Raw genomic sequence first — 23,347 nt, 5'->3', positions numbered from 1 at the left:
GTCAGGGGGACTCGGCGGGCCTGAATTGGGTGCAGGCGTAGAGGTGGAAGGTCTGCGGCGGCTCGCGGTGTGCCGCGGGCTGCCAACTGGCCAGTGGTGTCTTGCCGTTCAGCAGGCCGCGCAAAACCAGGAAATCCGGCGCGTCGAAGTCCGCGCATAACGTCATCAGGCGGTCATTGCCGGGCATGTCACAGCGCAGCCAGTTGGCTTGGCTGCGGCCCAGCGTCGCCCCGGTACGGCACCGTTCGCGATCCTCGTTGATCCGCCGGTAGCTGGCCTTGCGCGGACCGAACATCAGCCCGGTATCTCGGTTGAAAAGCACGCCGGCGCCCTGTGGCGCCGCGTAGTGGCTGCTGCGTTCCAGCAGGCCCCAGACGGGCAGCAGCTGGTCGGGCCAGTACACGGTGGCGTCGGCGGGGATGTGGGTCATGAAGGGGTGCCCGGCGGCTGGCGGTGATTCGACGGCGCGTGCCAGGTCCTGCCGCTGGTCCCAGTGCAGGACGGTGGCGCACAGCAGGGCTGCACTCAAGCCGGTGGCAATGCCGGCACCTGCGGTGCCACGACGCGCGATCAGCATCAACATGCTGAGCCCCGCGGCTGCGACGGCCGGGAAAGCTGCCAGCTCGAAGAGGCCCTCGTCCCACAGCGTCAAGGGCGATAGCCAGCTCAGCTGGCGCAACTTTCCGTCGAGCTGCTGGGCCGACAGGCCCAGCGCGCACAACGCGATGCCGCCGCAGGCCAACCGCACGGTGATGCGGGATGCGTTGCGCACGCGCCAGGCCACGAGGGAGGCGAGCGCCCACAGGGACAGTGTTGCAACGCCATGGTCTGTGCCGATGTGGGCGTTCAGCAGCGCCAGTGCCAGCGCGCAGGCACTGACCGGCCACAGGCCGCCGCGCTGCCAGAGGCGGGCGAGCACCCAGGGCACCAGCGCCATGCTCAGCAGGTGCGCCACCCAATGCGCACGCCACAGCTGGAGCTGCGTGAGGAGGACGATGTGCAGGCCATCGACGCACAGTGCCGTCAGGCCGAAGAATGCGACCGTGATCAGCACCACGGCGTAGATCAGCCGGGTGCCGGCATCGGACGGCCGCAGCCGGGTGACGGCGAGCAGCACGGCCAGGTCCAGCACGACGGTGAGATGGTCTTGCAGCGTCCAATTGGCGAGCAGGACCTGGCGGTTGCCCGTCTCCACCAGTGCCCACCAGTACGGGTCGTAGACCTTGAGCAGGCCGGCCCACGGCGGAACACCCGCGAAGCCCGCCAGCAGCGCCACGGGAATGCCGGCCAGCAGCCACCACCAGCGACGGTCGCTCCCAGCGAGGTGGCACCAGCTGACGGCCATGACGGGGAGCGCCATCAGCGGATGGAACAGCGCCGCCAGCAGCTGCAAACCCACCATGGCGCGCCACCGGCCCGCGAGCAAGGCGACGAGGCTCCACAGCAGCGCGGGCTCCGCGAAGTTGCGCGCCGTGACGAAGGCCTCCCCGTAGCTGAACACCCGGGTGCCGCCGTAGGTCGGCGACATCACGGCCAAGGCCAGCAGCCCCCACAACGGCAGCGGCCCGGTCGGCTCGAAGCGGCGCAGAAGCGCCAGCACGGCAGTCAACATCAGCGCCCAGCCGACCAGCAGCACGGCGACATGCGTGCCCATCTGGCCCAGGTGCGCGTAGAGCGGCACCATCAGCGGCGAGTAGGCGGAGTAGCGGTCCTGCGAGCCGCCGGCAAAGAAGATGTCCTGGGCGAGGCCCGGGACGCGCGAGTTCAGCAGCACCTGCCCGAAATAGAGGATGCCGTCATGCCAGATGCCCTGATAGGGGTGGGCCAGCAGCATCCAGGCCGCGATGGCGATCAGCGCGGCGAGGGTCGGGAGGCGATGGTGGACAGACATTCGTGTAGAACGACAGACGAAAAGAAAGGGGCCGAAGCCCCTTTCTTCACCAGTGCCGCCGGGGCGGCACCTTGCAACGTCACGATCAGCTGCTGGCGTTGTTCTTCTTGATCGAATCGATCAGCACCGTGTTGTTGGCCGCGTCGATGGTGGTGTCGGTCTTCCAGATCACGGCGTCGCCGACGACGTCGGCCACCTTGAACGTGATCGTCTTGCCTTCGGTGCCCGTGCCGATGTCGTTCAGCGTCAGCGTGATGTCGCCGTCCGAAACTTCAACCTTTGAGACTTCCTTGGTCTTGACCGTGCCAGGAATGCCCTTGTCGCCGAGGCTGCAACCCGTCTTCGAGCCACCTTGTTCCTGGATGCAAAGCGCAACAGCGCTCTTGTAGGCGTCGCCGACGGTGATCGCGTTGGCGGCCTTGGCGCGAGAGGTGTAGGTGCGGTACTGCGGCAGCGCCACAGCGGCCAGGATGCCGATGATGGCCACGACGATCATCAGTTCGATCAGGGTGAAGCCCTTCTGGGCTTGGGTGCGAGCTTTCAGTTGCATATCGGTTCTCCAGCGGGAGTGGTTGGGAGGTAGGCAGCTCCCATGAATGCAGGGGTCGTGCCAGCTTTTTGTAGCGGGTGATGCGTGCAAAAGCACACGTCCGATGGCGTTGCACGTCCGTTTCTGACAAAAATCGTCACTTCAAGGTGACGCGTTTTGTCGCTCGGTGGCGGTTGGCCAAGAAACGTCAGCCCAACAAAAACGGCGCTTGAGCGCCGTGCTTGTTGCATGGTTGACATCTGGTTACAGGACCATCTCCTGCCCGGCCTGCAGCGCGCTGAGGCGGTGCGGGCTGCTGAGCGCCTGCACGCCGGCCATGACGGCATCCATCTCGCCGGGCTTGATGTGCGTGATGCGCACGTCCACGCTGCCGGCCAGCTGCGCCAGCTCCCGGCCGAGTTCGGTCGGGCACAGGTGCTGGCTGACGTGGGCGAGTTCCATCTCGTCGTCGCTGAAGGCCGTCTCGATGACGAGGTGGGACAGGCGCAGCTGAGCCAGCCGCTGCCACAGCGCGGGGTTGGGCCCGGTGTCGCCGGTGAAGACCCAGTGGGCGTGGCCGCTGGCGGCGCCGCCGTCGACGGCAAAACCCACGGCCGGCACGGTGTGTGCTGCCGACAGTACCTCGATGGCGCGGCCGCCCAGGTCCAGCCGGTCGCCGACCTGGAAGGGGTGCAGGGTCAGCACCGGCGCCTCGCGGCTGGGCAGGCGGGTGAAGTCGGGCCAGATGGCGCCGTTGAAGATGTGCTGCTGCAGCGCCGCCAGCGTCTGCGGCAGCGCGTGCACCTGGATGGGCGGGCGGCCGGCGGCGGCGCGCAGGCGCAGCACGGCGTCGGCCAGCAGCGGAATGCCCAGCACATGGTCCAGGTGGGAGTGCGTCAGCAGGATGTGGTCGATCGCGGCCAGGGCATCCAGCGGCAGGTCGCCCACGCCGGTGCCGGCGTCGATGAGGACATCGTCGTCCAGCAGGAAGGCGGTGGTCTTGTAGCCGGCGGCGATGGCGCCGGAGCAGCCCAGGACGCGGATGTTCATGCGATGCGTTGGCTCGGGATCGGGGGCCTCGCGCCTGGCGAGGTGGAGCCAAGAATGTACGCACCCGCCCCGGGGGGCGACCGGTCGGAATACCGGGTTGGAGGCATCCCGGCCGTGAGGAAATCACACGCCGGCGACTCCCGCCGGCCCGTCTCCGCCGGGCGGCGGCAAGCGCCCCTGTCGAGGGCGCGTCAGCCCTGGATGAACTGCATCTGCGTGCCGGCCAGCTCGATGAGATCGCCGCTGCGCAGTGCAATCGATTCGCCCGTCAGCGGGATGCCGTTGACGCTGGGGCGCTGGGCGCCTTCCACATGGGCGAACACATAGCCGGTGGGGCGCTTGGTGATGGAGGCTACCTGCACGCCGGGCTTGCCCAGCGTCGTGACGACCTTGGTCAGCGCGACCTCGCGGCCGGCGGCGGCGCCCGTCAGCACCTTGATGGACGCGGGGCCGATGGCCGCCACGCTGCCACCCAGGCCGCCGAACGAGGAGCCGAGCCCGCCCGCCATGCCCGGTGGCGTCGCGCCGGGCTTGAGGATCATGGTCTTTTCGTAGTCCCCGCCGTCGTTGAGCAGGAACTTGATCTTGTACTTGCCGATCTCGACGGTGTCGTTGTCGGCCAGCAACTGCTTCTTGATCGCCTTGCCGTTGATGTAGGTGCCGTTGGTGGAGTTGAGGTCTTCGATGAAAACGTCGTTGCCGACCATCTGCAGGACGGCGTGCTCACCCGACACGGCCAGGTTGTCGATGACGATGTCGTTGTAGGGACGGCGACCGAGCGTGGTCTTGTCCTTGGTGATCTGCACCTCCTTGATCACGACGCCGTCGAGCGAAACGACCAGTTTGCCCATGAATGACCTCAAGTTCTGTTGTTCGTGCCGTGACTCTCAGGCGAGGATGTCAGTTGCCGCCACGTCGTCCGAAGGGCCACCAGCCCCGGCCTTCGGTTCGTTGACGGCCCTCTGCGCGGGCCAGGATCAGAGCGATGTTATCGCGGCCGCCGCTGTCATTGGCCGCGTTGATCAGCGCCTGTGCAGCCTCGGGCAACGTGGGATTGCCGTTGAGCAGGTTGGCGATGCTGTCATCGTCGAGCATGTCGGACAGCCCGTCGGAGCAGAGGAGGTAGGTGTCGCCGGGCTGGACCTCATGCAGGTGCAGCTCCATCAGCACGGTGTCTTCGACGCCGACGGCGCGCGTGACGAGGTTCTTGTTGCTGGAGAAGGCGGCCTCCTCCACGGTCAGCAGGCCGGCGTCGATCTGCTCCTGCAGCAGCGAGTGGTCGCGCGTGATCTGTTGCAGGCGGCCCGCCCGCAGGCGGTAGCCGCGCGAGTCGCCGACGTGGCCCAGCAGCAGGCCCTCGGGGCGGAACACGCCGAGCACCAGCGTCGTGCCCATGCCGGCGTACTTGGGGTTGGTGTTGGCGGCGTTGAAGATCGCGCGGTTGGCGTTGTCCACGCAGATGTCCATCGCCCGCTTGACCTCGCCGGCGCGCGCCTCGCGTCCGGCATCCTTGAGCCAGCGGCCCAGCTCGGTGCTGACGAAGCCGGTCAGCATCTGGCTGGCCACCTCGCCGGCGTTGTAGCCACCCATGCCGTCAGCCAGCACGGCCAGGCCGGCGGCCTCGTCGAGCGCGACCGAGTCCTCGTTGTTGTCGCGCGCTCGGCCCACGTCGGTGGCGCTGAAGAACTCCAGGATCATGAGGCTGGTGGGGGCTCGTGGGGCTCGGCTGGGGAGCGGCGATTCTGCCCTGCTTCCTCCGGCGTCAAGCGCAGTGTTTGTGCGAAGGCTTCATCTTGGGACTTGACGGCGTCGGCCTGCGGCGCTGCGGGCTCGGTCTGCAGGTCCATGATGAGCACGGCGTCCAGGTCCCGCGCCATCTGTTCTCCAGAGGGATAGCGCAGCTCGGGGCGCTTTTCCAGCGCGACGGCCAGCACCAGCGCCAGCGATTCGGGCAGCTCGGGACGGTGAATCCTCACGTCGGGCGCCGGCTCGGTGGCGATCTGCTGCATCAGCCGCGCCATGGAGTCGCTCTGGTGTGGTAGCGCACCCGCCAGCAGCTGGTACAGCAGCACGCCCAGCGAGTACAGGTCGCTGCGGCCGTCGACCGTCAGGCCGGCCAACTGCTCGGGCGACATGAAGGACGGCGTGCCCAGCACGAGGCCGGTGCGCGTGCGGCTGCCGTCGCCGACACGGGCGATGCCGAAGTCCATCAGCTTGAGGCTGCCGTTGACGCGGTCCAGCATGACGTTGGCCGGCTTGATGTCGCGATGGATAACGCCGCGGCTGTGCGCATAGTCCAGCGCGCGTGCCAGCCGTGCGCCGAGTTGCACCACCTCGCGCACCGGCAGCAGCTGGCCGGGCTTGGTGAAGAGGCTGAGGTCGCGGCCCAGCACGTATTCCAGCGCGAGCCAGGCGTCGCGGCCGTCCTGGCCGGCGTCGACGACCTGCAGGATGTCGGGGTGCTCCAGCGCGCGCGCGGCGCGGGCCTCGCGCATGAAGCGTTCGCGTACGTCGGCCAGGTCTTCGGCGGAGAACTCGCGAGACAGCGCCAGCCGCTTCACGGCGACTTGGCGGCCCGTGGAGCGCTGGGTGGCCTTGTAGACGATGGCCATCGCGCCACGGCCGATCTCGGCGCCCAGCTCGAAGTCGTGCAGGTCGGGCGGCGGCGCTGCGGCGGCCCTGGCCTGCGCCGGTGAATCGCCCGGCACGGCGGTCTGCTGAGAAAGCGGCAGCGTGGAGAGTTCGCTGGGTGGGGCGTCCGCCCCGCGTCCGACGAGGCGTTGCCAGAAACCGGGTTTGCCGCCGCTTGCCATGCGGCCGATCTTAGGGGGCTTCGGCCTTGCCGCGCCGGGCCAGCCACATGCCGGTGGCCACGACGGCCACGGCGCAGCCGATGCTGACGGTGTAGTCCAGGCCGTGCATGTGGGCCTCGAACCAGTCGTGCACGGCCGCGTCGTTCGTGGCCATCTCGCCGGCCACGAAGCCCAGCAGCGCCGCGCCCAGCGTGATGATGACGGGGAAGCGCTCCATCAGCTTCAGCAGCAGCGTGCTGCCGAAGATGATGAGCGGGATGGACAGGCCCAGGCCGATGACGAGCAGCAGCACGCGGGCGTTCTCGGGCGCGCTGTTGGCCGCGGCTGCGACGGCGATGACGTTGTCCAGGCTCATGACGAGGTCGGCGATCAGGATGGTGCGGATAGCCACCCAGATGCTGCTGCTGGCATGGACGTCGGCGTCGTCGTCCCCGTCGGCCAGCAACTGCACGCCGATCCACAGCAACAGCACGGCGCCGATGAGCTTGAGCCACGGCAGCTGCAGCAACTGCACCGCGAACAGCGTCAGCACGACGCGCAACACGATGGCCGCACCACTGCCGAAGAAGATGGCGCGCTTCTGCTGGTCAGGGGCCAGGTTGCGCGAGGCTAGCGCGATGACAACGGCGTTGTCGCCGGAGAGCAGGATGTTGACCCAGATGATCTTCAGCAGGGCGATCAGGAAGGCGGCGTTGAGCAGGTCCATGGCGTTGTGGTGCAGGGGATGCGGGAGTTTCGGCGCGGGCGGACGTGTTGTCGCTGCGGAAACTACGCAGGCGCGGGCGGAATGAAAAAGGGCCGTTCGATGAACGGCCCTCGTCGATGCTCAAGGCAGGTTTACAGCAGCGCCTTCAGCAGCTTGCCCATCTCGGACGGGTTGCGCGTGATCGTGAAGCCGCACTCTTCCATGATGGCGAGCTTGGCGTCGGCCGTGTCGGCGCCGCCGGAGATCAGCGCGCCGGCGTGGCCCATGCGCTTGCCCGGAGGGGCAGTGACGCCGGCGATGAAGCCCACGATGGGCTTCTTCATGTTGGCCTTGCACCAGCGGGCAGCTTCCGCCTCGTCCGGGCCGCCGATCTCGCCGATCATGATGACGGCGTCGGTGTCCGGGTCGTCATTGAAGGCCTTCATCACGTCGATGTGCTTCAGGCCGTTGATCGGGTCGCCACCAATGCCGACGGCCGACGACTGGCCGATGCCCAGCTCGGTCAGCTGCGCCACGGCTTCATAGGTCAGCGTGCCGGAGCGGGACACGACGCCAATGCGGCCCTTCTTGTGGATGTGGCCCGGCATGATGCCGATCTTGATTTCTTCCGGCGTGATCAGGCCGGGGCAGTTGGGGCCCAGCAGCAGCGTGCGCTTGCCGCCGGCGGCTTCCTTGGCCTTCATCTTGTTGCGCACTTCCAGCATGTCGCGAACCGGAATGCCTTCGGTGATGCAGATCGCCAGGTCCAGGTCGGCCTCGACGGCTTCCCAGATGGCGGCGGCAGCGCCCGCGGGCGGCACATAGATGACCGAGACGGTCGCGCCGGTCTGGCCGGCGGCTTCCTTGACGGTGGCGTAGATGGGGATCTCGGAGAACTTCTCACCGGCCTTCTTGGGGTTCACGCCCGCGACGAAGGCGTTCTTGCCGTTGGCATACGCCTGGCAGCCCAGGGTGTGGAACTGACCGGTCTTGCCGGTGATGCCCTGGGTGATGACCTTGGTGTCTTTGTTGATGTAGATCGACATTTCTCTTACTCCTGGGCTTTAGGCAACGGCCGCAACGATCTTGGTGGCCGCTTCGGCCATCGTGTCGGCGGCAATGATGGGCAGGCCCGATTCGGCCAGCATCTTCTTGCCCAGTTCTTCGTTGGTGCCCTTCATGCGCACGACCAGCGGCACGGACAGGTTCACGGCCTTGCAGGCGGTGATGACGCCTTCGGCGATGGTGTCGCACTTCATGATGCCGCCGAAGATGTTCACGAGGATGCCCTTCACGCTCTTGTTCTTGAGCATGATCTTGAACGCCTCGGTCACCTTCTCGGCCGTGGCGCCGCCGCCGACGTCCAGGAAGTTGGCCGGCTCGCCGCCGAACAGCTTGATGGTGTCCATCGTGGCCATGGCCAGGCCAGCGCCGTTCACCAGGCAGCCGATGTTGCCGTCCAGGCTGATGTAGGCCAGGTCGAACTTCGAGGCTTCCACTTCCGCCGGATCTTCTTCGTCCAGGTCGCGGTAGGCCACGATCTCGGGGTGGCGGAACAGCGCGTTGGCGTCGAAGTTGAACTTCGCGTCCAGGGCCATCAGGTTGCCCTTGGAGTCACGGTTCAGCGGGTTGATTTCCACCAGCGACGCGTCCGTGTCCATGTAGCACTTGTAGAGCTTGGCGAACAGGTCGACGGCCTGGTCGACCGTGTGGCCTTCCATGCCGATGGCGGCGGCGATCTTCTTGGACTGCTCGGTGGTGATGCCGGTCAGCGGATCGATCACTTCGGTGACGATCTTCTCGGGCGTGCTGTGGGCCACCTCTTCGATGTCCATGCCACCTTCGCTGGAGGCGATGAAGGCGACCTTCTGCGTGGCGCGGTCGGTGACCAGCGACACGTAGAACTCCTTGCCGATGTCGGCGCCGTCCTCGATGTAGAGGCGGCGCACCTTCTGGCCTTCGGGGCCCGTCTGGTGCGTCTTGAGCTGCATGCCCAGGATGGCTTCCGACTTTTCCTTCACGTCGTCGATGGTCTTGGCGACCTTCACGCCACCGCCCTTGCCGCGGCCGCCGGCGTGGATCTGGGCCTTCACGACCCAGACCGGGCCGCCCAGCTTCTGGGCGGCTTCAACGGCTTCCTGCACGGTGAAGGCGGGGATGCCGCGGGGCACCGGCACGCCGAACTGGCGCAGGATTTCTTTGCCCTGGTATTCGTGGATTTTCATGGCTGGGTCTCTCGGGTCGGGGAAGTCAGGAAACGTTGGTCGCGGTCTCCGGCGCCTGGTGCCAGCGCGGGTAGAACTTGGCGACGGTCTCGCCGTCGCGCCGGAGGGCGTGGCAGCGGTCGAGCTGGAAAGGCGGATTGCCGTCCGCGTCACCCTCGCGGGTGTCGATGACGGAGCCGGCCATGGCCTGGATGACGGCCGTGGGCAGCACTTGGCAGAGTTCGGTCAGGTGGGTGCAGCCGCGCGTGCCGCCCAATCGTTCCTGGACGGCCTGACGGAAGCCTTTCATGAGGTTCAGACCGATCATGCGGGCGTAGGCGTCGCCATGCTCGCCGCAGGCGCCGACGTACGGCATCCAGCGGGTGTCGGACGCGGCGGCCGTGATGGTCAGCGTCGCGTCGACGGTCAGATGCAGATGCATCTCATGAATGGGGGTGCCCGCCCGGCGCGTCTCGCCGGCCAGCGGCACATCATGCGATTTGGTGTCGATGAGGCTGGCTTCGACGTCGAACAGGCCGTCTTCACGCGCGAACACCTGCACATCAAGGGCGCGGCGGTGCAGCGGGCGGCGCGTGACGGTGGGTTGGACGGGGGGCATGAAACGGAACGGGCAAAACAACCCCGGCCGGTGCCGGGGACAGCGGGTGGAGCGACTCGCAGGGCCGCTTTGCCAAGGAGCTGAGGGCGTGTAACCGGATGAACCGCCCTGCGGGCGGCAGCCGGCAATGTAGCACGGAGGGGAAAAATGCCTCTGCGTGCGCCGTCAAGCAGCCCTTAGGCGCGCAGCAAGCGGCGCACCAGATCAGGGGCAAACCCGCGTGTCAGCAGGAAACGCGTCTGACGCGCCTGCTCCGTTGCTTCGCGCGACGGCTCGGCGCCGAAACGCTTGTGCCAGACCTCGCGGGCGCGTTCCAGTTCGGTTTCACGCAGCGTGGCCTGCTGGTCGGCGTCCAGCTTGAGCCCGTGCCGGGCCAGTTCCTGCTGGATGCGTTGCGCGCCGAAGCGGCCGGCGCGCACGTGCAGCCGGGATTCAATGAAGCGGGTTTCGTCGAGGTAGCCCTCGGCGGCAAGGCTGTCCAGCAGCGCGTCGACGGCCGTCGAGCGGGCCTGGAGGTCGTCGTCAGCGTCGGTGTCGCCGGGCGATGCCACGCCGGCTTCACCCGCCTCGGCATCGCTCGTGGGCGTGTCGGCCTGCCGGGAGCGCTGCTGTTGGTCGATGCGCAACAGCTTGCGCCGCAACTCGGCGCGGCTGTGCTCGCGCTGGGCCAGCAGGCCGATGGCGCGCGCCTTCAACGACAGCGGCCCGTGGCTGGCCATGCTTTGGCGACTCGCGGCGCGGCTTATGCCTCGTCGGCCGCGTCGGCGCCCAGCGGCGCCACGCCGACGGCCGCGCGGATCTTGTTCTCGATTTCGCGGGCGATGTCCGGGTTCTCGCGCAGGAATTCGCGGGAGTTGTCCTTGCCCTGGCCGATCTTCTCGCCGTTGTAGGCATACCAGGCGCCGGACTTGTCGACGATCTTGTGCACCACGCCCATGTCGACGATCTCGCCTTCGCGGCTGATGCCTTCGCCGTAGAGGATGTCGAACTCGGCCGTCTTGAACGGCGGGCTGACCTTGTTCTTGACGACCTTGACCTTGGTCTCGGAGCCGATGACTTCTTCGCCCTTCTTGATGGAGCCGATGCGGCGGATGTCCAGGCGCACGGAGGCGTAGAACTTCAGCGCATTGCCGCCGGTGGTGGTTTCGGGCGAGCCGAACATGACGCCGATCTTCATGCGGATCTGGTTGATGAAGATGACCGTGCAGTTCGTCTTCTTGATCGTGGCGGTCAGCTTGCGCAGCGCCTGGCTCATCAGGCGGGCCTGCAGGCCGGGGAGCTGGTCACCCATCTCGCCTTCGATTTCGGCCTTGGGGGTCAGCGCGGCGACCGAGTCGATGACGATGAGGTCCACGGAGCCGGAGCGCACCAGCGCGTCGACGATTTCCAGCGCTTGTTCGCCAGTGTCGGGCTGGCTGATCAGCAGGTCGGTCAGGTTGACGCCCAGCTTTTGCGCGTACTGGATGTCCAGCGCGTGCTCGGCGTCGATGAAGGCGCAGGTGCCCTGGATCTTCTGCATCTCGGCGATGACCTGCAGCGTCAGCGTCGTCTTGCCGGAGGACTCGGGGCCGTAGATCTCGATGACGCGGCCGCGCGGCAGGCCGCCGACGCCCAGCGCGATGTCCAGGCCCAGGGAGCCGGTGGAGACGACCTGGATGTCCTCCAGCACCTCGCCTTCACCGAGACGCATGATGGAACCCTTGCCGAACTGCTTCTCGATCTGCGAGAGGGCGGCCTGCAGGGCCTTGGCTTTTTCGGTGTTGAGGGCTTTGACGGGGGCGTCCATTCGAATCTCCAGGTGAATGCGTGGATTATGGGTCAATCTGTACGTTTGTACAGTGGTTTTGTCCGGCGTCTTGAGGACAGACGGCCCCCGCGAGGGGACTTGAAAGCGCCGGTATCGGGTCTGTGGATCGGATGCTACGGGCGTGGTGGCTCATGGCGTGAGCCAGTTTGCGGAGTTGCGCCAGCGCAGAGGGCAGCCGGCGTCGGCCCGTAACATCGGGCGCAGGAGACAGACAACCATGCGCATCCTCATTGCGGAAGACGACCAAGTGCTGGCGGACGGCCTGCTGCGCGCGCTGCGCGCGTCGGGTTATGCGGTGGACCGCGTCAGCAGCGGCACCGAGGCCGACACGGCGCTGGCCACGCATGAGTTCGACCTCGTCATCCTGGACCTGGGCCTGCCGCGGCTGCACGGGCTGGAGGTGCTGCGCAAGCTGCGCGCGCGCGGCTCGACGATGCCGGTGCTGATCCTGACGGCGGCCGACAGCGTGGAACAACGCGTCAAGGGCCTGGACCTGGGCGCGGACGACTACATGGCCAAGCCGTTCTCGCTGCAGGAACTGGAGGCGCGCGTGCGCGCGCTGACGCGCCGCGGCCTGGGCACGGCCAGCAGCGTCATCAAGCACGGGCCGCTGACGTTCGACGCGACCGGCCGCGTGGCCTACATCAACGACCAGATGCTGGAGCTGTCGGCGCGCGAGCTGTCGCTGCTGGAGGTGCTGCTGCAGCGCGCCGGGCGGCTGGTCAGCAAGGACCAGCTCGTCGAGCGGCTGTGCGAGTGGGGCGAGGAGGTCTCGAACAATGCGATCGAGGTCTATATCCATCGGCTGCGCAAGAAGATCGAGCAGGGGCCGATCCGCATCGCGACGGTGCGCGGCCTCGGCTACTGCCTCGAAAAGATCAATTCCTGAATGCCTGCCAAGGACGGCGCCAGCCCGCAGCAGGGCTCGCTGTTCGGCGAGATCCTGGACTGGATGCTCGCGCCGCTGCTGCTGATCTGGCCGATCAGCGTGGCGCTGACGTGGCTGGTGGCGCAGGGCATCGCGAGCCGGCCCTACGACCGCGAGCTGGGCGAGATGGCGCGCAGCCTGGGCCAGCAGGTGGCCGCCGCCGACGCGCCGCAGAAAGGGCGCGACCGCTACGCGCTGGCGCCCGAGGCGGCGGCGCTGCTGCGCGTGGACGCGTCGGACACCGTGTTCTATCAAGTGCTGGGTCTGCGCGGCGAGCTGCTCAGTGGCGATGCGACGCTGCCGGTCCCCACCGACGACGCACCCGGCGTGCCTTGGGAGCTGCATTTCCGCGACGACGAGGTGGGCGCGGACGCGGTGCGCGTGGCCTACCTGTGGGTGGCGCCCGAGGGGCAGGCAGGCCCGGGCAAGACCATGCTGGTGCAGGTGGCCGAGACGCTGGGCAAGCGCGCGCGGCTGACGAACGAGATCATCAAGGGCGTCATCCTGCCGCAGTTCGTCATCCTGCCGCTGGCGGTGTTGCTGGTGTGGCTGGCGCTGGCGCGCGGCATCTCGCCGCTCAACGAGCTGCAGCGGCGCATCCGCTCGCGCGAGAGCTCGGACCTGTCGCCCATCGACGAGCAGCGCGTGCCCGACGAGGTGGCGCCGCTGGTGCAGGCCATCAACGACCTGCTGGCGCGGCTGGACTCGTCCATGAGCCGGCAGAAGCATTTCCTGGCCGACGCGGCCCACCAGCTCAAGACGCCGCTGGCGGGCCTGCGCACGCAGGCCGAGCTGATCCAGCGCGAGATCGACGCGGGCCGCTCCAACCCCGATGAGCTGAAGCGCTCGCTGGCGCAGATCGCGCGGGCCAGCGAGCGCGCCGCGCACATGGTCAACCAGCTGCTGTCCATGGCGCGGGCCGAGGATGCCGAGCAGGCCATGAAGCGCGAGCCGGTCAACCTGGCGGAGGTGGCCGTCGACACGGTGCGCGACTTCGTGCCGCGGGCGCTGGAGCGGCGCATCGACCTGGGCTATGACGGCGTGGTGCCGGACGACAGCCGGCTGCGCGTGCACGGCCAGCCGGTGCTGATCGGCGAGCTGATCCGCAACCTCGTCGACAACGCGCTGCTGTACACGCCAGCGGGCGGGCTGGTGACGGTGCGCGTCGTGGAGGATCCGTTCGGCCAGGTCGTCGTGCTGCAGGTGGAGGACACCGGGCCGGGCATCGCGCCGGGCGAGCGTGAGAAGGTGTTCCAGCCGTTCTACCGGTCCCTCGGCAGCGGTGTGGAGGGCTCGGGCCTGGGCCTGGCCATCGTGCAGGAGATCGTGCAGCAGCACGACGCGGAGCTGATGCTGGACGACACCCGCGTGCGCCGCGCAGCCGGTGGCGAGTCGCCGGACGGCCAGGGGCCGGGGGCGCGGTTCACGATCCGGTTCCCGGCAACGCCGGCCGCACCGCCGGCTATGTCTTGACGAGCTTCTTGACGCGCGCGATCGACATCAGCAGGCCAAGGCTCAGCCCCAGCGTCACCATCGCCGTGCCGCCGTAGCTGATGAAGGGCAGCGGCACGCCCACCACCGGCAGGATGCCGCTGACCATGCCCATGTTGACGAACACGTAGGTGAAGAAGGACAGCGTCACGGCGCCGGCCATCAGCCGCGTGAACAGCGTGGGCGCGTCCGACGCGATCATCAACCCGCGCAGGATCAGCGCCGTGAAGCCGGCCAGCAGCGCCAGCGCGCCCATCAGGCCGAACTCCTCGCCGAAGGCCGCGAAGATGAAGTCGGTGGTGCGCTCGGGGATGAACTCCAGGTGGGTCTGCGTGCCCTGCATGAAGCCCTTGCCGGTGGTGCCGCCGGAGCCGATGGCGATCTCGCCCTGGATGATGTGGAAGCCCTTGCCGAGCGGATCCTTGCTCGGGTCCAGCAGCGTGCAGACGCGGTGCTTCTGGTACTCCTTCAACAGCACCCATTTCACGTCGGGCTCGCAGATGTGGTCTTCGCTGGCCACCAGCGTGACGATGCCGGCCGCCGCCAGCACCATCACCGGCAGGATCAGGCGCCAGGGCAGCCCGGCGAAGAAGATCACATACAGCCCCGCCGCCAGCACCAGCAACCCGGTGCCCAGGTCGGGCTGCTTGGCAATCAGCAGGAAGGGCAGCAGCAGCAGGCCGAAGGCGGCGATGAAGTCGGGCCAGCGCAGGATGCCCTCGCGCTTCTGGAACCACCAGGCCAGCATCAGCGGCGTGGCGATCTTCAGCAGCTCCGATGGCTGGATCTGCGTGATGCCGATGTTGAGCCAGCGCGTGGCGCCTTTTTTCGTGACGCCGAACAGCGCCGTCGCCAGCAGCAGCGTGACGCCGAAGACGTACAGCGGGATGGCCACCGCCATCAGCTTCTGCGGCGAGATCTGCGCGACGATGAACATCAGCCCCAGCGCCAGCGCCATGTTGCGCGCGTGGTCGACGAAGCGGGTGCCGTGGTCGTAGCCGGCGGAGTACATGCACAGCAGGCCCCAGCCGCACAGCCACAGGATGGCCAGCAGCAGCGGCAGGTCGAAGCCGCTGAGCCAGGGCTTCAGGCGTTGCCACAGGGGCGGGCGCTCGATGACGGTCATCGTGAGGCTCCTGACGCGGGCGCCGAGGCCGCGGATGCGCCGGCGCCCGGCGCGCCGGGCTGGCCCGGCAGCGGCACGTCGGCCGCGCGGCGCGGCGTGCCGATGGGCGCGAAGGTCTGGCCCAGCTGGGTCTTGGCGATGTCTTCCTCGCTGGGGTAGGTGCCGGTGAGCAGGTAGTCGAACACGCGGCGCGCGATGGGCGCGGCCGAGGCCGAGCCCCAGCCGGCGTTCTCGACGATGACGGCCAGCGCCACGGTGGGCTGCTCCAGCGGCGCGAAGGCGACGTACAGCGAGTGGTCGCGCTTGCGCTCGTCGGCCTTGATGCTGCTGTATTTCTCGCCTTGCTTCAGGCCCACGGCCTGCGCAGTGCCGGTCTTGCCGCCGCTCTGGTAGGCCGCGCCCATGAAGACCTGGCGCGATGTGCCCTCCAGCGTCACGCCGTTCATCGCGTTGCGGATGACGTCCACGTCGGCCGGGCGCAGCGGCAGCGGCTCGCGCGCGTCGCTCGCGATGCGGCGGCGCTCGTGCTTCACGACATCCTCGATCTCCCGCACCAGCCGCGGCTTGTAGCGCTGGCCGCCGGAGGCGACGGTCGCGTAGGCGTTGGCCAGCTGCAGCATCGTGAAGCTGTTGTAGCCCTGGCCGATGCCCAGCGAGATGGTCTCGCCGGGGAACCATTTCTGGTTGGCCGGGCTGCGGCGGAAGTACTCGCGCTTCCAGGCCTGCGACGGCAGCACGCCGCTGACCTCGCCCTGCACGTCGATCTCGGTCTTGGCCCCCAGGCCGAACGGCGCGAGCTGGTCGTGGATCAGGTCCACGCCCATCTCGTTGGCCAGGCTGTAGAAGTAGACGTTGGACGAGCTGACGATGGCCAGCCGCATGTCCTTGGGACCGGGCCGGTCGGTCTCGGGGCTGCCGAAGGTGCGGCCGCCGAAGCTGTAGGTCAGGTTGTCCATGACGACCGTGCCGGGCGCGCGCTTGCCGCTCGTCAGCGCGGCCATGGCCATCAGCGGCTTGAACGTGGAGCCGGGCGGGTAGGTGCCGCGCAGCGCGCGGTTCAGCAGCGGCTTGTCGATGTCCTCGTTGAGCTCGCGCCAGGAGTCGGCGTCGATGCCGTCGACGAACAGGTTGGGGTCGAACGTGGGCTTGGACACGAAGGCCAGCACCTCGCCGTTGCGCGGGTCGATGGCCACCAGCGCGCCGCGGCGCTCGCCGAACAGCTGTTCCACCAGCGCCTGCAGCTTGATGTCGATGGACAGGTTCAGCGTGTTGCCGGGCGTGGGCGGGCGGTGGTCCAGCCGGCGCACGGCGCGGCCGCCGGCACTTGTTTCCACCTGCTCGAAGCCGGTGATGCCGTGCAGCTCGCGCTCGTAGGCCTGCTCCAGCCCGAGCTTGCCGATGTACTCCGTGCCGCGGTAGTTGGAGATGTCCTCCTCTTCCCAGTCGTCCATGGCCTTCTTCTCGGCCTGGTTGATGCGGCCGATGTAGCCGATCAGGTGGGCGCCGACGTCGCCCAGCGGGTAGGAGCGGAACAGCCGCGCCTTGATCTCCACGCCGGGGAAGCGGAAGCGCTGCGCGGTGAAGCGGGCGACTTCCTCGTCGGTCAGCTTGGTGCGGATGGGCAGCGAGTCGGTGTGCTTGGCCTCGTCCAGCAGCCGCTTGAAGCGGCGCTTGTCGCGTGTCTGGATGTCGACGACCTGACCCAGCGCCTCGATGGTGCCGTCCAGGTCGGTCACCTTCTCGGGGTTGATCTCCAGCGTGTAGGCCGAGTAGTTGCTGGCCAGCACGACGCCGTTGCGGTCCTTGATGAGGCCGCGGTTGGGCACGATGGGCACGACGGCGATGCGGTTGGTCTCGGCGCGCTCGGCGAAGCTGTCGTGCTGGATGACCTGCAGCCACACCAGTCGTGCAACGAGCAGCCCGAAGCAGAACAGCACGAACGCGCCCGCGGCCAGCACGCGCAGGCGAAAGCGCGACAGCTCCTGGTGGAGGTTCTTCAGGACGACCATGTCAGTGGCGGAACTTCGGGCCGGGCGCCGGGCGCATCACAACGGCCGGTTGGCGTCGCGATCCGGCGCGCGCTTCTGCGGCGCCAGCAGCAACACGCTGGCCACCGGCCACAGCGCGGCCTCGAACACCGGCGCCAGCAGCACCGTCCAGCCCGGCCACATGCCGCCCACCAGCAGGCGCACGACGACGGCCAGCGCATGTGCCGCGACGAACAGCGGCAGCACCTGGATGGCCTGGGCGCCCAGCGAGAACCAGGGCAGCCGGCGGTGCAGCGTGATCGCGCCGAAGCTCAGGCCGCTGTACGCCAGCGCATGCTGGCCCAGCACGGCGCCGTCGTGCACGTCGATGAGCACGCCAAAGATGAAGGCCCACAGCACGCCCACGCGGCGCGGCTGGTGCACGCCCCAGAACACCAGCACGACGGCCAGTACATCGGGCATCGCCGCAACACGGCCCACCGGCACCATGTCGATCATCAGCGCGACGATCAGCGTGAACGCGATGAACCAGGGGTTGGCGGGAAGCAGCAGCTTCTCGGCGGCGCGCGGCATGATCATGGCGCGCTCCCCATGGGCCGCGCGCCGGGCCGCCCCAACCAAGGCCCGGCCCCCTCGGGGGGGCGTCGCGAAGCGGCGGGGGGCAGACAGGCCAGCATGATCATGGCGCGGCTCCCGATGCCTTGGCAGCGGCTTTCTCCGCGGCCTTCTCGGCGCGTGCCGCCTTCTTCGCCTCGCGGGCCACGGCCTTGGCTTCGGCGGCAGACGCCGCCTCGGCCGCTGCGGCCACCTCGGCCTCCTGCTTGGCGGCGATGTGGCGATCCATGGGCTGCAGCACCAGCACGTGTCGCGCGCTGTCGGGCTGCGCGATGGGCGCCAGCAGCACCTGCGCGAAGCTGGAGTCGCCACGGCGGTCCACCGCCGCGACTCTCGCCACCGGCAGGCCCGGCGGGTAGACACCGTCCAGGCCCGACGTGGTCATCAGGTCGCCCACCTTCACGTCGGCGTTGGCGGCCAGGAAGCGCAGCTCCATGCCGCTGCCGTCGGCCCGGCCCGCGGCGGCGTTGCGCATCTGCGTGCGGGCATTCAGCAGCGGGATGGCGGCGTCCTTGTCGGTCAGCAGCGTGACCTCGGCGGACAGCGGATAGACGCGTGTCACCTGGCCCAGCACGCCGGCCTCGTTGATGACCGGCGAGCCGGCCTGGACGCCCTGCGTCGCGCCGCGGTCGATGACGACGCGGCGCGAGAACGGGTCCGGCGCCTCGAACAGCACCTCGGCCGACAGCGATGGCACGGTGAGCGCTGGGCGCAGGTCCAGCAGCTTGCGCAGCCGCTCGTTCTCGGCCTGCAGCGCCTCGGCGCGTGACAGCCGCTCGGCCTGGGCGGCGAGCTGGCGCTTGGCAAGGTCTTCGGCGGCCATCGCGCGCTTGGTGCCGCGCAGGTAGTCGCCGGCGTTCTCCCACGCGTCCACCGGCGTCAGCAGCAGGCGCTGCACCGGCTGCAGCACCAGCGCCAGCGCGGCGCGAGCCGGCTGCATCAGCTTGAAGCGGGCATCCGCCACCATCAGCACGAGGGCCAGCGCCGAACACAGCGCGAGCTTGGTCAGCGCCGACGGTCCCTGGCGGAAGAAGGCGGGAGGGGTGCGGTCGAGGGTGCCGAGAGGCATGGCGCGCGCGGCGCGTTAAAGGCTTATTCCGAGGTGAAGATGGAACCCAGGCGCTCCATGCGCTCCAGGGCCATGCCGCAGCCGCGCACGACGCAGGTCAGCGGGTCTTCGGCCACCAGCACCGGCAGGCCGGTCTCTTCGCCCAGCAGGCGGTCCAGGTCGCGCAGCAGCGCGCCGCCGCCGGTCAGCATCATGCCGCGCTCGGCGATGTCGGCGCCCAGTTCCGGGGGCGTCTGCTCCAGCGCGTTCTTCACGGCGGAGACGATCTGGTTCAGCGGGTCGGTCAGCGCTTCCAGGATCTCGTTGGACGAGATCGTGAAGCTGCGCGGCACGCCCTCCGACAGGTTGCGGCCCTTGACCTCCATCTCCTTGACCTCGGAGCCCGGGAAGGCGCTGCCGATGTTCTTCTTGATGGCTTCGGCGGTGGGTTCGCCGATCAACATGCCGTAGTTGCGGCGGATGTAGTTGATGATGGCTTCGTCGAACTTGTCGCCGCCGACGCGGACCGAGCCCTTGTAGACCATGCCGCCCAGCGAGATGACGCCGACTTCCGTCGTGCCGCCGCCGATGTCGACGACCATGGAGCCCGAGGCCTCGGCCACCGGCAGGCCGGCGCCGATGGCGGCGGCCATCGGTTCCTCGATCAGGTAGACCTCGGAAGCACCCGCGCCCAGGGCCGATTCACGGATGGCGCGGCGCTCGACCTGGGTGGAGCCGCAGGGCACGCAGATGATGATCCTCGGCGACGGCTTGAACGTCTTCGAGTCGTGGACCATCTTGATGAACTGCTTGAGCATCTGCTCGGTGACGGTGAAGTCGGCGATGACGCCGTCCTTCATCGGGCGGATGGCCTCGATGTTGCCGGGCACCTTGCCCAGCATGGCCTTGGCCTCGCGGCCGACGGCCTGGATGGTCTTCTTGCCGTTGGGGCCGCCTTCGTGGCGGATGGACACCACCGAAGGCTCGTCCAGCACGATGCCCTTGCCGCGCACGTAGATCAGGGTGTTGGCGGTGCCGAGGTCGATGGCCAGGTCGGTGGAGAAGTAGCGGCGCAGGGAGGCGAACATGGTGTGGCGCGGGGAGCCTCGCCGGCAGGGCGCGGCTTGAAATCGGGGGGCTGAATAAACAGCGAGGCCGCCCGGGCCGCGACGGAATTCATCGCGAAGCGGGCAGCCTCGAAGGCTTGCAAGATGGGCGGCGATAATAACCGAACACCCCTGTTTTGAGCCCTAGCACAGTAGGTTTTCGGCTCAATCCTTACACCTGAAAACGCCCTCCATGAGCCTCAGCCACGACGACGTGAGCCGCATTGCCAACCTGGCCCGGTTGGAGCTGCAGCCGGCCGAATCCGCCAGCCTGCTCGGCAACCTGAACGATTTCTTCAAGATCGTCGACCAGATGAGCGCGGTCGACACGGCCGGCATCGAGCCGCTGTACACGCCGCTGTCGGCCATCCAGCAGGTGCAGCTGCGCCTGCGCGACGACGTCGTCACCGAGAGCAACCAGCGCGAGCTCAACCAACAGAGCGCCCCGGCCGTCGAGGACGGTCTCTTCCTCGTTCCCAAGGTCATCGAATGAAGCCCGTTCACGACATGGGCGTGGCCGAGCTGGCCGCCGCCCTGAAATCCCGCGCGCTGTCCAGCCGCGAGGCCACGCAGGCGCTGCTGGCCCGCATCGCCGCGCATGACCAGGCGCTGGGCGCTTTCCTGCATGTCGACGCCGACGGCGCGCTGGCCCGCGCGGCCGCGGCCGACGCGCTGCTGGCCGCCGGCCAGGGCGGCGCGCTGGCGGGCGTGCCCATCGCGCACAAGGACATCTACGTCACGGCAGACATGCCCACCACGGCGGGCTCCAGGATGCTGGCCGGCTACCGCAGCCCATTCGACGCCACCGTCGTGGCCCGCCTGAACGCGGCCGGTACCGTCTCCTTGGGCAAGCTGAACTGCGACGAGTTCGCGATGGGCTCGGCCAACGAGAACAGCGCCTTCTTCCCGGCCAACAACCCGTGGGACCTGGGCCGCGTGCCCGGCGGCTCTTCCGGCGGCTCGGCCGTCGCCGTGGCGGCGCGCCTCGTGCCCGGCGTGACCGGCACCGACACCGGCGGCTCCATCCGCCAGCCGGCCAGCTTCACCGGCATCACCGGCATCAAGCCCACCTATGGCGTGTGCTCGCGCTACGGCATGATCGCCTTCGCCTCCAGCCTGGACCAGGCCGGCCCGATGGCCCGCTCGGCCGAGGACTGCGCGTTGCTGCTGTCCAGCATGAGCGGCTTCGACGAGCGCGATGCCACCAGCGTCAACCAGCCGCCGCAAGACTTCCATGCACAGATGCTGGCCGCCCGTGACGGTGCCACTGCCGCGCAGCCGCTGAAGGGCCTGCGCATCGGCCTGCCGCGCGAATTCTTCCCCGCCGGCCTGTCGGCCGACGTGAACGCCGCGGTGCGCGCCGGCCTGGCCGAGCTGGAGAAGCTGGGCGCGACGCTGGTGGACGTGAGCCTGCCGCGCACCGAGCTGGCCATCCCCGTCTACTACATCATTGCCCCGGCCGAGGCGAGCTCGAACCTCTCCCGCTTCGATGGCGTCAAGTTCGGCCACCGCGCCGCCAAGTACGACGACCTGCTGGACATGTACAAGAAGACCCGCGCCGAAGGCTTCGGCGCCGAGGTCAAGCGCCGGATCATGATCGGCACCTACGTGCTGAGCCACGGCTACTACGACGCCTACTACCTGCAGGCCCAGAAGCTGCGCCGCATGATCGCGGACGACTTCCAGCAGTGCTTCACGCAGTGCGACGTCATCGCCGGCCCGGTGGCGCCCACCGTCGCCTGGAAGCACGGCGAAGGCAAGGACGACCCGACGCAGGCCTACCTGGCCGACATCTTCACGCTGCCCGGTTCGCTGGCTGGCCTGCCCGGCATGAGCGTGCCGGTGGGCGCCGGCGCCGGCGGCATGCCCGTCGGCCTGCAGCTGATCGGCAACTACTTCAAGGAAGGGCAGTTGCTGCACACCGCGCACGCCCTGCAGCAGGCGACCGACTGGCACCTGGCCGCGCCCGCAGGAATCTGATCATGCCCACGACGCCCCAACTCATCCGCGGCTACGAAGTCGTCATCGGCCTCGAAAACCACGTCCAGCTCTCCACGCAGAGCAAGATCTTCAGCGGCTCCTCCACCGCCTTCGGCGCCGAGCCCAACACGCAGGCCTCGCCGGTGGATCTGGCGCTGCCCGGCACGCTGCCGGTGCTGAACCGCGCGGCCGTCGAGCGGGCCATCCGCTTCGGCCTGGCGGTGGGCGCCAAGGTGGCGCCGCTGTCCATCTTCGCGCGCAAGAACTACTTCTACCCCGACCTGCCCAAGGGCTACCAGATCAGCCAGTTCGAGATCCCGGTGGTGCAGGGCGGCAAGGTGGAGTTCTTCGTCGGCGACAAGAAGCACATCGTCAACCTGACCCGCGCCCACCTGGAAGAGGATGCCGGCAAGAGCCTGCACGAGGACTACCACGGACAAAGCGGCATCGACCTGAACCGCGCCGGCACGCCGCTGCTGGAGATCGTCTCCGAGCCCGACATGCGCTCGGCCCAGGAGGCCGCCGAGTACGCCAAGACGCTGCACGCCCTGGTCATGTGGCTGGGCATCTGCGACGGCAACATGCAGGAAGGCTCGTTCCGCTGCGACGTCAACGTGTCCGTCCGCAAGCCCGGCGAGCCCTTCGGCACGCGCCGCGAGATCAAGAACCTCAACAGCTTCCGCTTCCTGGTGGACGCGGTGAACTACGAGGTGAACTGGCAGATCGACGAGATCGAGGACGGCCGCAAGATCCAGCAGGCCACGGTCCTCTACAACCCCGACACCGGCGAGACCCGCGCGATGCGCAGCAAGGAAGACTCGGCCGACTACCGCTATTTCCCCGACCCCGACCTGCCGCCGCTGGTCATCGCGCCGGAATGGGTAGAGCGCGTGAAGGGCGAGATGCCCGAACTGCCGGCCGTGATGGCCGCGCGCTTCATCGAGGTCGACGGCCTGCCCGAGTACGACGCGACGATGATGACGCAGAGCCTGGCGACGGCCCGCTACTACGAGGCCGCCAAGGCCGCGGGGGCAGTGCCGAAGCTGGTGGCGAACTGGGTGATGGGCGAGATCAGCAAGCGGCTGAATGCGAGCGGTGCCGAGATAGCCGCCGCGCCGGTCGGCCCCGAACTGCTGACCAGGCTGATCGCCCGCATCTCGGACGGCACCATCTCCAACAACGCCGCCAAGCAGGTGTTCGAGTCGCTGTGGACGGGTGAAGCCACGGACGTGGACGCCGTCATCGACGCCAAGGGCTTGAAGCAGGTCAGCGACACCGGCGCCATCGAGGCCATCCTCGACGAGGTGCTGGCCGCCAACCAGAAGTCCGTCGACGAGTTCCGCGCCGGCAAGGACAAGGCGTTCAACGCGCTGGTGGGCCAGGCCATGAAGGCCACCAAGGGCAAGGCCAACCCGGCGCTGGTCAACGAGCTGCTGAAGAAAAAGCTCGGCTGATGGTGACCCCGGC

Annotated in this window: 22 protein-coding genes; 5 read left to right on the top strand and 17 right to left on the bottom strand. The window is 68.3% G+C overall.

Annotated elements, in window-relative coordinates:
• Position 1 precedes the first annotated feature (1 nt).
• From ACG04Q_RS03880 to recA, 12 genes are all read right to left on the bottom strand, one after another.
• Positions 2-1,891 carry a hypothetical protein gene (locus tag ACG04Q_RS03880; RefSeq protein ID WP_394509508.1) on the bottom strand — a complete coding sequence of 630 codons (1,890 nt, stop codon included), beginning with the start codon at positions 1,889-1,891 and terminating at the stop codon, positions 2-4.
• An 85-nt stretch (positions 1,892-1,976) separates the two neighbouring features.
• A complete protein-coding gene (locus ACG04Q_RS03875) occupies positions 1,977-2,441 on the bottom strand; it encodes a pilin (protein WP_394509507.1) in 465 nt (154 codons plus the stop codon).
• Positions 2,442-2,684: 243 nt separating this feature from the next.
• Positions 2,685-3,470, bottom strand: coding sequence for an MBL fold metallo-hydrolase (locus ACG04Q_RS03870; RefSeq protein WP_394509506.1), 786 nt, complete (start codon positions 3,468-3,470; stop codon positions 2,685-2,687).
• Positions 3,471-3,661: 191 nt separating this feature from the next.
• Positions 3,662-4,321, bottom strand: coding sequence for an FHA domain-containing protein (locus tag ACG04Q_RS03865; protein ID WP_394509505.1), 660 nt, complete (start codon positions 4,319-4,321; stop codon positions 3,662-3,664).
• A 49-nt stretch (positions 4,322-4,370) separates the two neighbouring features.
• Complete coding sequence (locus ACG04Q_RS03860; protein WP_394509504.1) at positions 4,371-5,168, bottom strand: Stp1/IreP family PP2C-type Ser/Thr phosphatase; 798 nt, start codon at positions 5,166-5,168, stop codon at positions 4,371-4,373.
• Positions 5,165-6,178, bottom strand: a complete 1,014-nt coding sequence (locus tag ACG04Q_RS03855) for a serine/threonine-protein kinase (RefSeq protein ID WP_394509503.1) — start codon at positions 6,176-6,178, stop codon at positions 5,165-5,167. Before ACG04Q_RS03855 ends, ACG04Q_RS03860 begins: the two co-directional genes overlap by 4 nt.
• A gap of 115 nt (positions 6,179-6,293) precedes the next feature.
• Entirely contained in the window at positions 6,294-6,989 is a 696-nt protein-coding gene (locus tag ACG04Q_RS03850; RefSeq protein WP_394509502.1) for a TerC family protein, read from the bottom strand.
• Positions 6,990-7,120: 131 nt separating this feature from the next.
• Positions 7,121-8,014: a succinate--CoA ligase subunit alpha gene (gene sucD, locus ACG04Q_RS03845; RefSeq protein ID WP_394509500.1), complete on the bottom strand. Its 894-nt coding sequence runs from the start codon at positions 8,012-8,014 to the stop codon at positions 7,121-7,123.
• Between the two features lie 18 nt (positions 8,015-8,032).
• Positions 8,033-9,193: an ADP-forming succinate--CoA ligase subunit beta gene (gene sucC / locus ACG04Q_RS03840; protein ID WP_394509499.1), complete on the bottom strand. Its 1,161-nt coding sequence runs from the start codon at positions 9,191-9,193 to the stop codon at positions 8,033-8,035.
• Between the two features lie 25 nt (positions 9,194-9,218).
• Positions 9,219-9,791, bottom strand: a complete 573-nt coding sequence (locus ACG04Q_RS03835) for a DUF2889 domain-containing protein (RefSeq protein ID WP_394509498.1) — start codon at positions 9,789-9,791, stop codon at positions 9,219-9,221.
• A gap of 176 nt (positions 9,792-9,967) precedes the next feature.
• Positions 9,968-10,510 carry a regulatory protein RecX gene (locus ACG04Q_RS03830; protein WP_394509496.1) on the bottom strand — a complete coding sequence of 181 codons (543 nt, stop codon included), beginning with the start codon at positions 10,508-10,510 and terminating at the stop codon, positions 9,968-9,970.
• Positions 10,511-10,533: 23 nt separating this feature from the next.
• Positions 10,534-11,577: a recombinase RecA gene (gene recA / locus ACG04Q_RS03825; RefSeq protein ID WP_394509495.1), complete on the bottom strand. Its 1,044-nt coding sequence runs from the start codon at positions 11,575-11,577 to the stop codon at positions 10,534-10,536.
• Positions 11,578-11,815: 238 nt separating this feature from the next.
• Here recA and ACG04Q_RS03820 point away from each other — a divergent pair, with 238 nt between their 5' ends.
• Both ACG04Q_RS03820 and ACG04Q_RS03815 read left to right on the top strand, forming a co-directional pair.
• Positions 11,816-12,487 (top strand): response regulator, encoded by a 672-nt coding sequence (locus ACG04Q_RS03820; protein WP_394509494.1) that lies wholly within the window; start codon positions 11,816-11,818, stop codon positions 12,485-12,487.
• Positions 12,488-13,999 (top strand): sensor histidine kinase, encoded by a 1,512-nt coding sequence (locus ACG04Q_RS03815; protein WP_394509493.1) that lies wholly within the window; start codon positions 12,488-12,490, stop codon positions 13,997-13,999.
• On the opposite strand, the gene rodA is transcribed toward ACG04Q_RS03815, so the two are convergent.
• The 5 genes from rodA to ACG04Q_RS03790 all read right to left on the bottom strand — a co-directional run bounded on the left by rodA (position 13,989) and on the right by ACG04Q_RS03790 (position 19,882).
• A complete protein-coding gene (gene rodA, locus ACG04Q_RS03810; protein ID WP_394509492.1) occupies positions 13,989-15,143 on the bottom strand; it encodes a rod shape-determining protein RodA in 1,155 nt (384 codons plus the stop codon). The genes ACG04Q_RS03815 and rodA overlap by 11 nt on opposite strands.
• Entirely contained in the window at positions 15,140-17,152 is a 2,013-nt protein-coding gene (gene mrdA / locus ACG04Q_RS03805; protein WP_394509491.1) for a penicillin-binding protein 2, read from the bottom strand. The genes rodA and mrdA overlap by 4 nt, the downstream gene beginning before the upstream one ends.
• A 36-nt stretch (positions 17,153-17,188) precedes the next feature.
• Positions 17,189-17,710 (bottom strand): rod shape-determining protein MreD, encoded by a 522-nt coding sequence (gene mreD, locus ACG04Q_RS03800; RefSeq protein WP_394509490.1) that lies wholly within the window; start codon positions 17,708-17,710, stop codon positions 17,189-17,191.
• A 100-nt stretch (positions 17,711-17,810) separates the two neighbouring features.
• Positions 17,811-18,815, bottom strand: a complete 1,005-nt coding sequence (gene mreC, locus ACG04Q_RS03795; protein ID WP_394509489.1) for a rod shape-determining protein MreC — start codon at positions 18,813-18,815, stop codon at positions 17,811-17,813.
• A gap of 23 nt (positions 18,816-18,838) precedes the next feature.
• Positions 18,839-19,882, bottom strand: a complete 1,044-nt coding sequence (locus ACG04Q_RS03790) for a rod shape-determining protein (protein ID WP_056191483.1) — start codon at positions 19,880-19,882, stop codon at positions 18,839-18,841.
• 211 nt (positions 19,883-20,093) lie between these two features.
• Here ACG04Q_RS03790 and gatC point away from each other — a divergent pair, with 211 nt between their 5' ends.
• The 3 genes from gatC to gatB are packed head-to-tail and all read left to right on the top strand — an operon-like array spanning position 20,094 to position 23,334.
• Entirely contained in the window at positions 20,094-20,393 is a 300-nt protein-coding gene (gene gatC / locus ACG04Q_RS03785) for an Asp-tRNA(Asn)/Glu-tRNA(Gln) amidotransferase subunit GatC (RefSeq protein ID WP_394509488.1), read from the top strand.
• The gene (gene gatA, locus ACG04Q_RS03780; RefSeq protein WP_394509487.1) at positions 20,390-21,880 is read left to right on the top strand and encodes an Asp-tRNA(Asn)/Glu-tRNA(Gln) amidotransferase subunit GatA; all 1,491 of its coding nucleotides are present in this window, start codon (positions 20,390-20,392) and stop codon (positions 21,878-21,880) included. The genes gatC and gatA overlap by 4 nt, the downstream gene beginning before the upstream one ends.
• Positions 21,881-21,882: 2 nt before the next feature.
• Positions 21,883-23,334, top strand: a complete 1,452-nt coding sequence (gene gatB, locus ACG04Q_RS03775) for an Asp-tRNA(Asn)/Glu-tRNA(Gln) amidotransferase subunit GatB (protein WP_394509486.1) — start codon at positions 21,883-21,885, stop codon at positions 23,332-23,334.
• Positions 23,335-23,347 lie beyond the last annotated feature (13 nt).

It is taken from the genome of Pelomonas lactea (genome assembly GCF_043555885.1).
Classification (GTDB): domain Bacteria; phylum Pseudomonadota; class Gammaproteobacteria; order Burkholderiales; family Burkholderiaceae_C; genus Pelomonas; species Pelomonas lactea.
This window is presented reverse-complemented; position numbering and strand designations above follow the sequence as displayed.

What these genes read in the sequence shown, in the direction of transcription:
- gatA (WP_394509487.1), top strand. Translation starts at nt 20,390, where the DNA reads ATGAAGCCCGTTCACGACATGGGCGTGGCCGAGCTGGCCGCCGCCCTG.
- ACG04Q_RS03820 (WP_394509494.1), top strand. Translation starts at nt 11,816, where the DNA reads ATGCGCATCCTCATTGCGGAAGACGACCAAGTGCTGGCGGACGGCCTG.
- rodA (WP_394509492.1), bottom strand. Translation starts at nt 15,143, where the DNA reads ATGACCGTCATCGAGCGCCCGCCCCTGTGGCAACGCCTGAAGCCCTGG.
- ACG04Q_RS03815 (WP_394509493.1), top strand. Translation starts at nt 12,488, where the DNA reads ATGCCTGCCAAGGACGGCGCCAGCCCGCAGCAGGGCTCGCTGTTCGGC.
- ACG04Q_RS03850 (WP_394509502.1), bottom strand. Translation starts at nt 6,989, where the DNA reads ATGGACCTGCTCAACGCCGCCTTCCTGATCGCCCTGCTGAAGATCATC.
- gatC (WP_394509488.1), top strand. Translation starts at nt 20,094, where the DNA reads ATGAGCCTCAGCCACGACGACGTGAGCCGCATTGCCAACCTGGCCCGG.
- ACG04Q_RS03880 (WP_394509508.1), bottom strand. Translation starts at nt 1,891, where the DNA reads ATGTCTGTCCACCATCGCCTCCCGACCCTCGCCGCGCTGATCGCCATC.
- gatB (WP_394509486.1), top strand. Translation starts at nt 21,883, where the DNA reads ATGCCCACGACGCCCCAACTCATCCGCGGCTACGAAGTCGTCATCGGC.
- sucC (WP_394509499.1), bottom strand. Translation starts at nt 9,193, where the DNA reads ATGAAAATCCACGAATACCAGGGCAAAGAAATCCTGCGCCAGTTCGGC.
- mreD (WP_394509490.1), bottom strand. Translation starts at nt 17,710, where the DNA reads ATGATCATGCCGCGCGCCGCCGAGAAGCTGCTGCTTCCCGCCAACCCC.
- sucD (WP_394509500.1), bottom strand. Translation starts at nt 8,014, where the DNA reads ATGTCGATCTACATCAACAAAGACACCAAGGTCATCACCCAGGGCATC.
- ACG04Q_RS03835 (WP_394509498.1), bottom strand. Translation starts at nt 9,791, where the DNA reads ATGCCCCCCGTCCAACCCACCGTCACGCGCCGCCCGCTGCACCGCCGC.
- mreC (WP_394509489.1), bottom strand. Translation starts at nt 18,815, where the DNA reads ATGCCTCTCGGCACCCTCGACCGCACCCCTCCCGCCTTCTTCCGCCAG.
- ACG04Q_RS03875 (WP_394509507.1), bottom strand. Translation starts at nt 2,441, where the DNA reads ATGCAACTGAAAGCTCGCACCCAAGCCCAGAAGGGCTTCACCCTGATC.
- ACG04Q_RS03860 (WP_394509504.1), bottom strand. Translation starts at nt 5,168, where the DNA reads ATGATCCTGGAGTTCTTCAGCGCCACCGACGTGGGCCGAGCGCGCGAC.
- ACG04Q_RS03870 (WP_394509506.1), bottom strand. Translation starts at nt 3,470, where the DNA reads ATGAACATCCGCGTCCTGGGCTGCTCCGGCGCCATCGCCGCCGGCTAC.
- recA (WP_394509495.1), bottom strand. Translation starts at nt 11,577, where the DNA reads ATGGACGCCCCCGTCAAAGCCCTCAACACCGAAAAAGCCAAGGCCCTG.
- ACG04Q_RS03865 (WP_394509505.1), bottom strand. Translation starts at nt 4,321, where the DNA reads ATGGGCAAACTGGTCGTTTCGCTCGACGGCGTCGTGATCAAGGAGGTG.
- mrdA (WP_394509491.1), bottom strand. Translation starts at nt 17,152, where the DNA reads ATGGTCGTCCTGAAGAACCTCCACCAGGAGCTGTCGCGCTTTCGCCTG.
- ACG04Q_RS03830 (WP_394509496.1), bottom strand. Translation starts at nt 10,510, where the DNA reads ATGGCCAGCCACGGGCCGCTGTCGTTGAAGGCGCGCGCCATCGGCCTG.
- ACG04Q_RS03790 (WP_056191483.1), bottom strand. Translation starts at nt 19,882, where the DNA reads ATGTTCGCCTCCCTGCGCCGCTACTTCTCCACCGACCTGGCCATCGAC.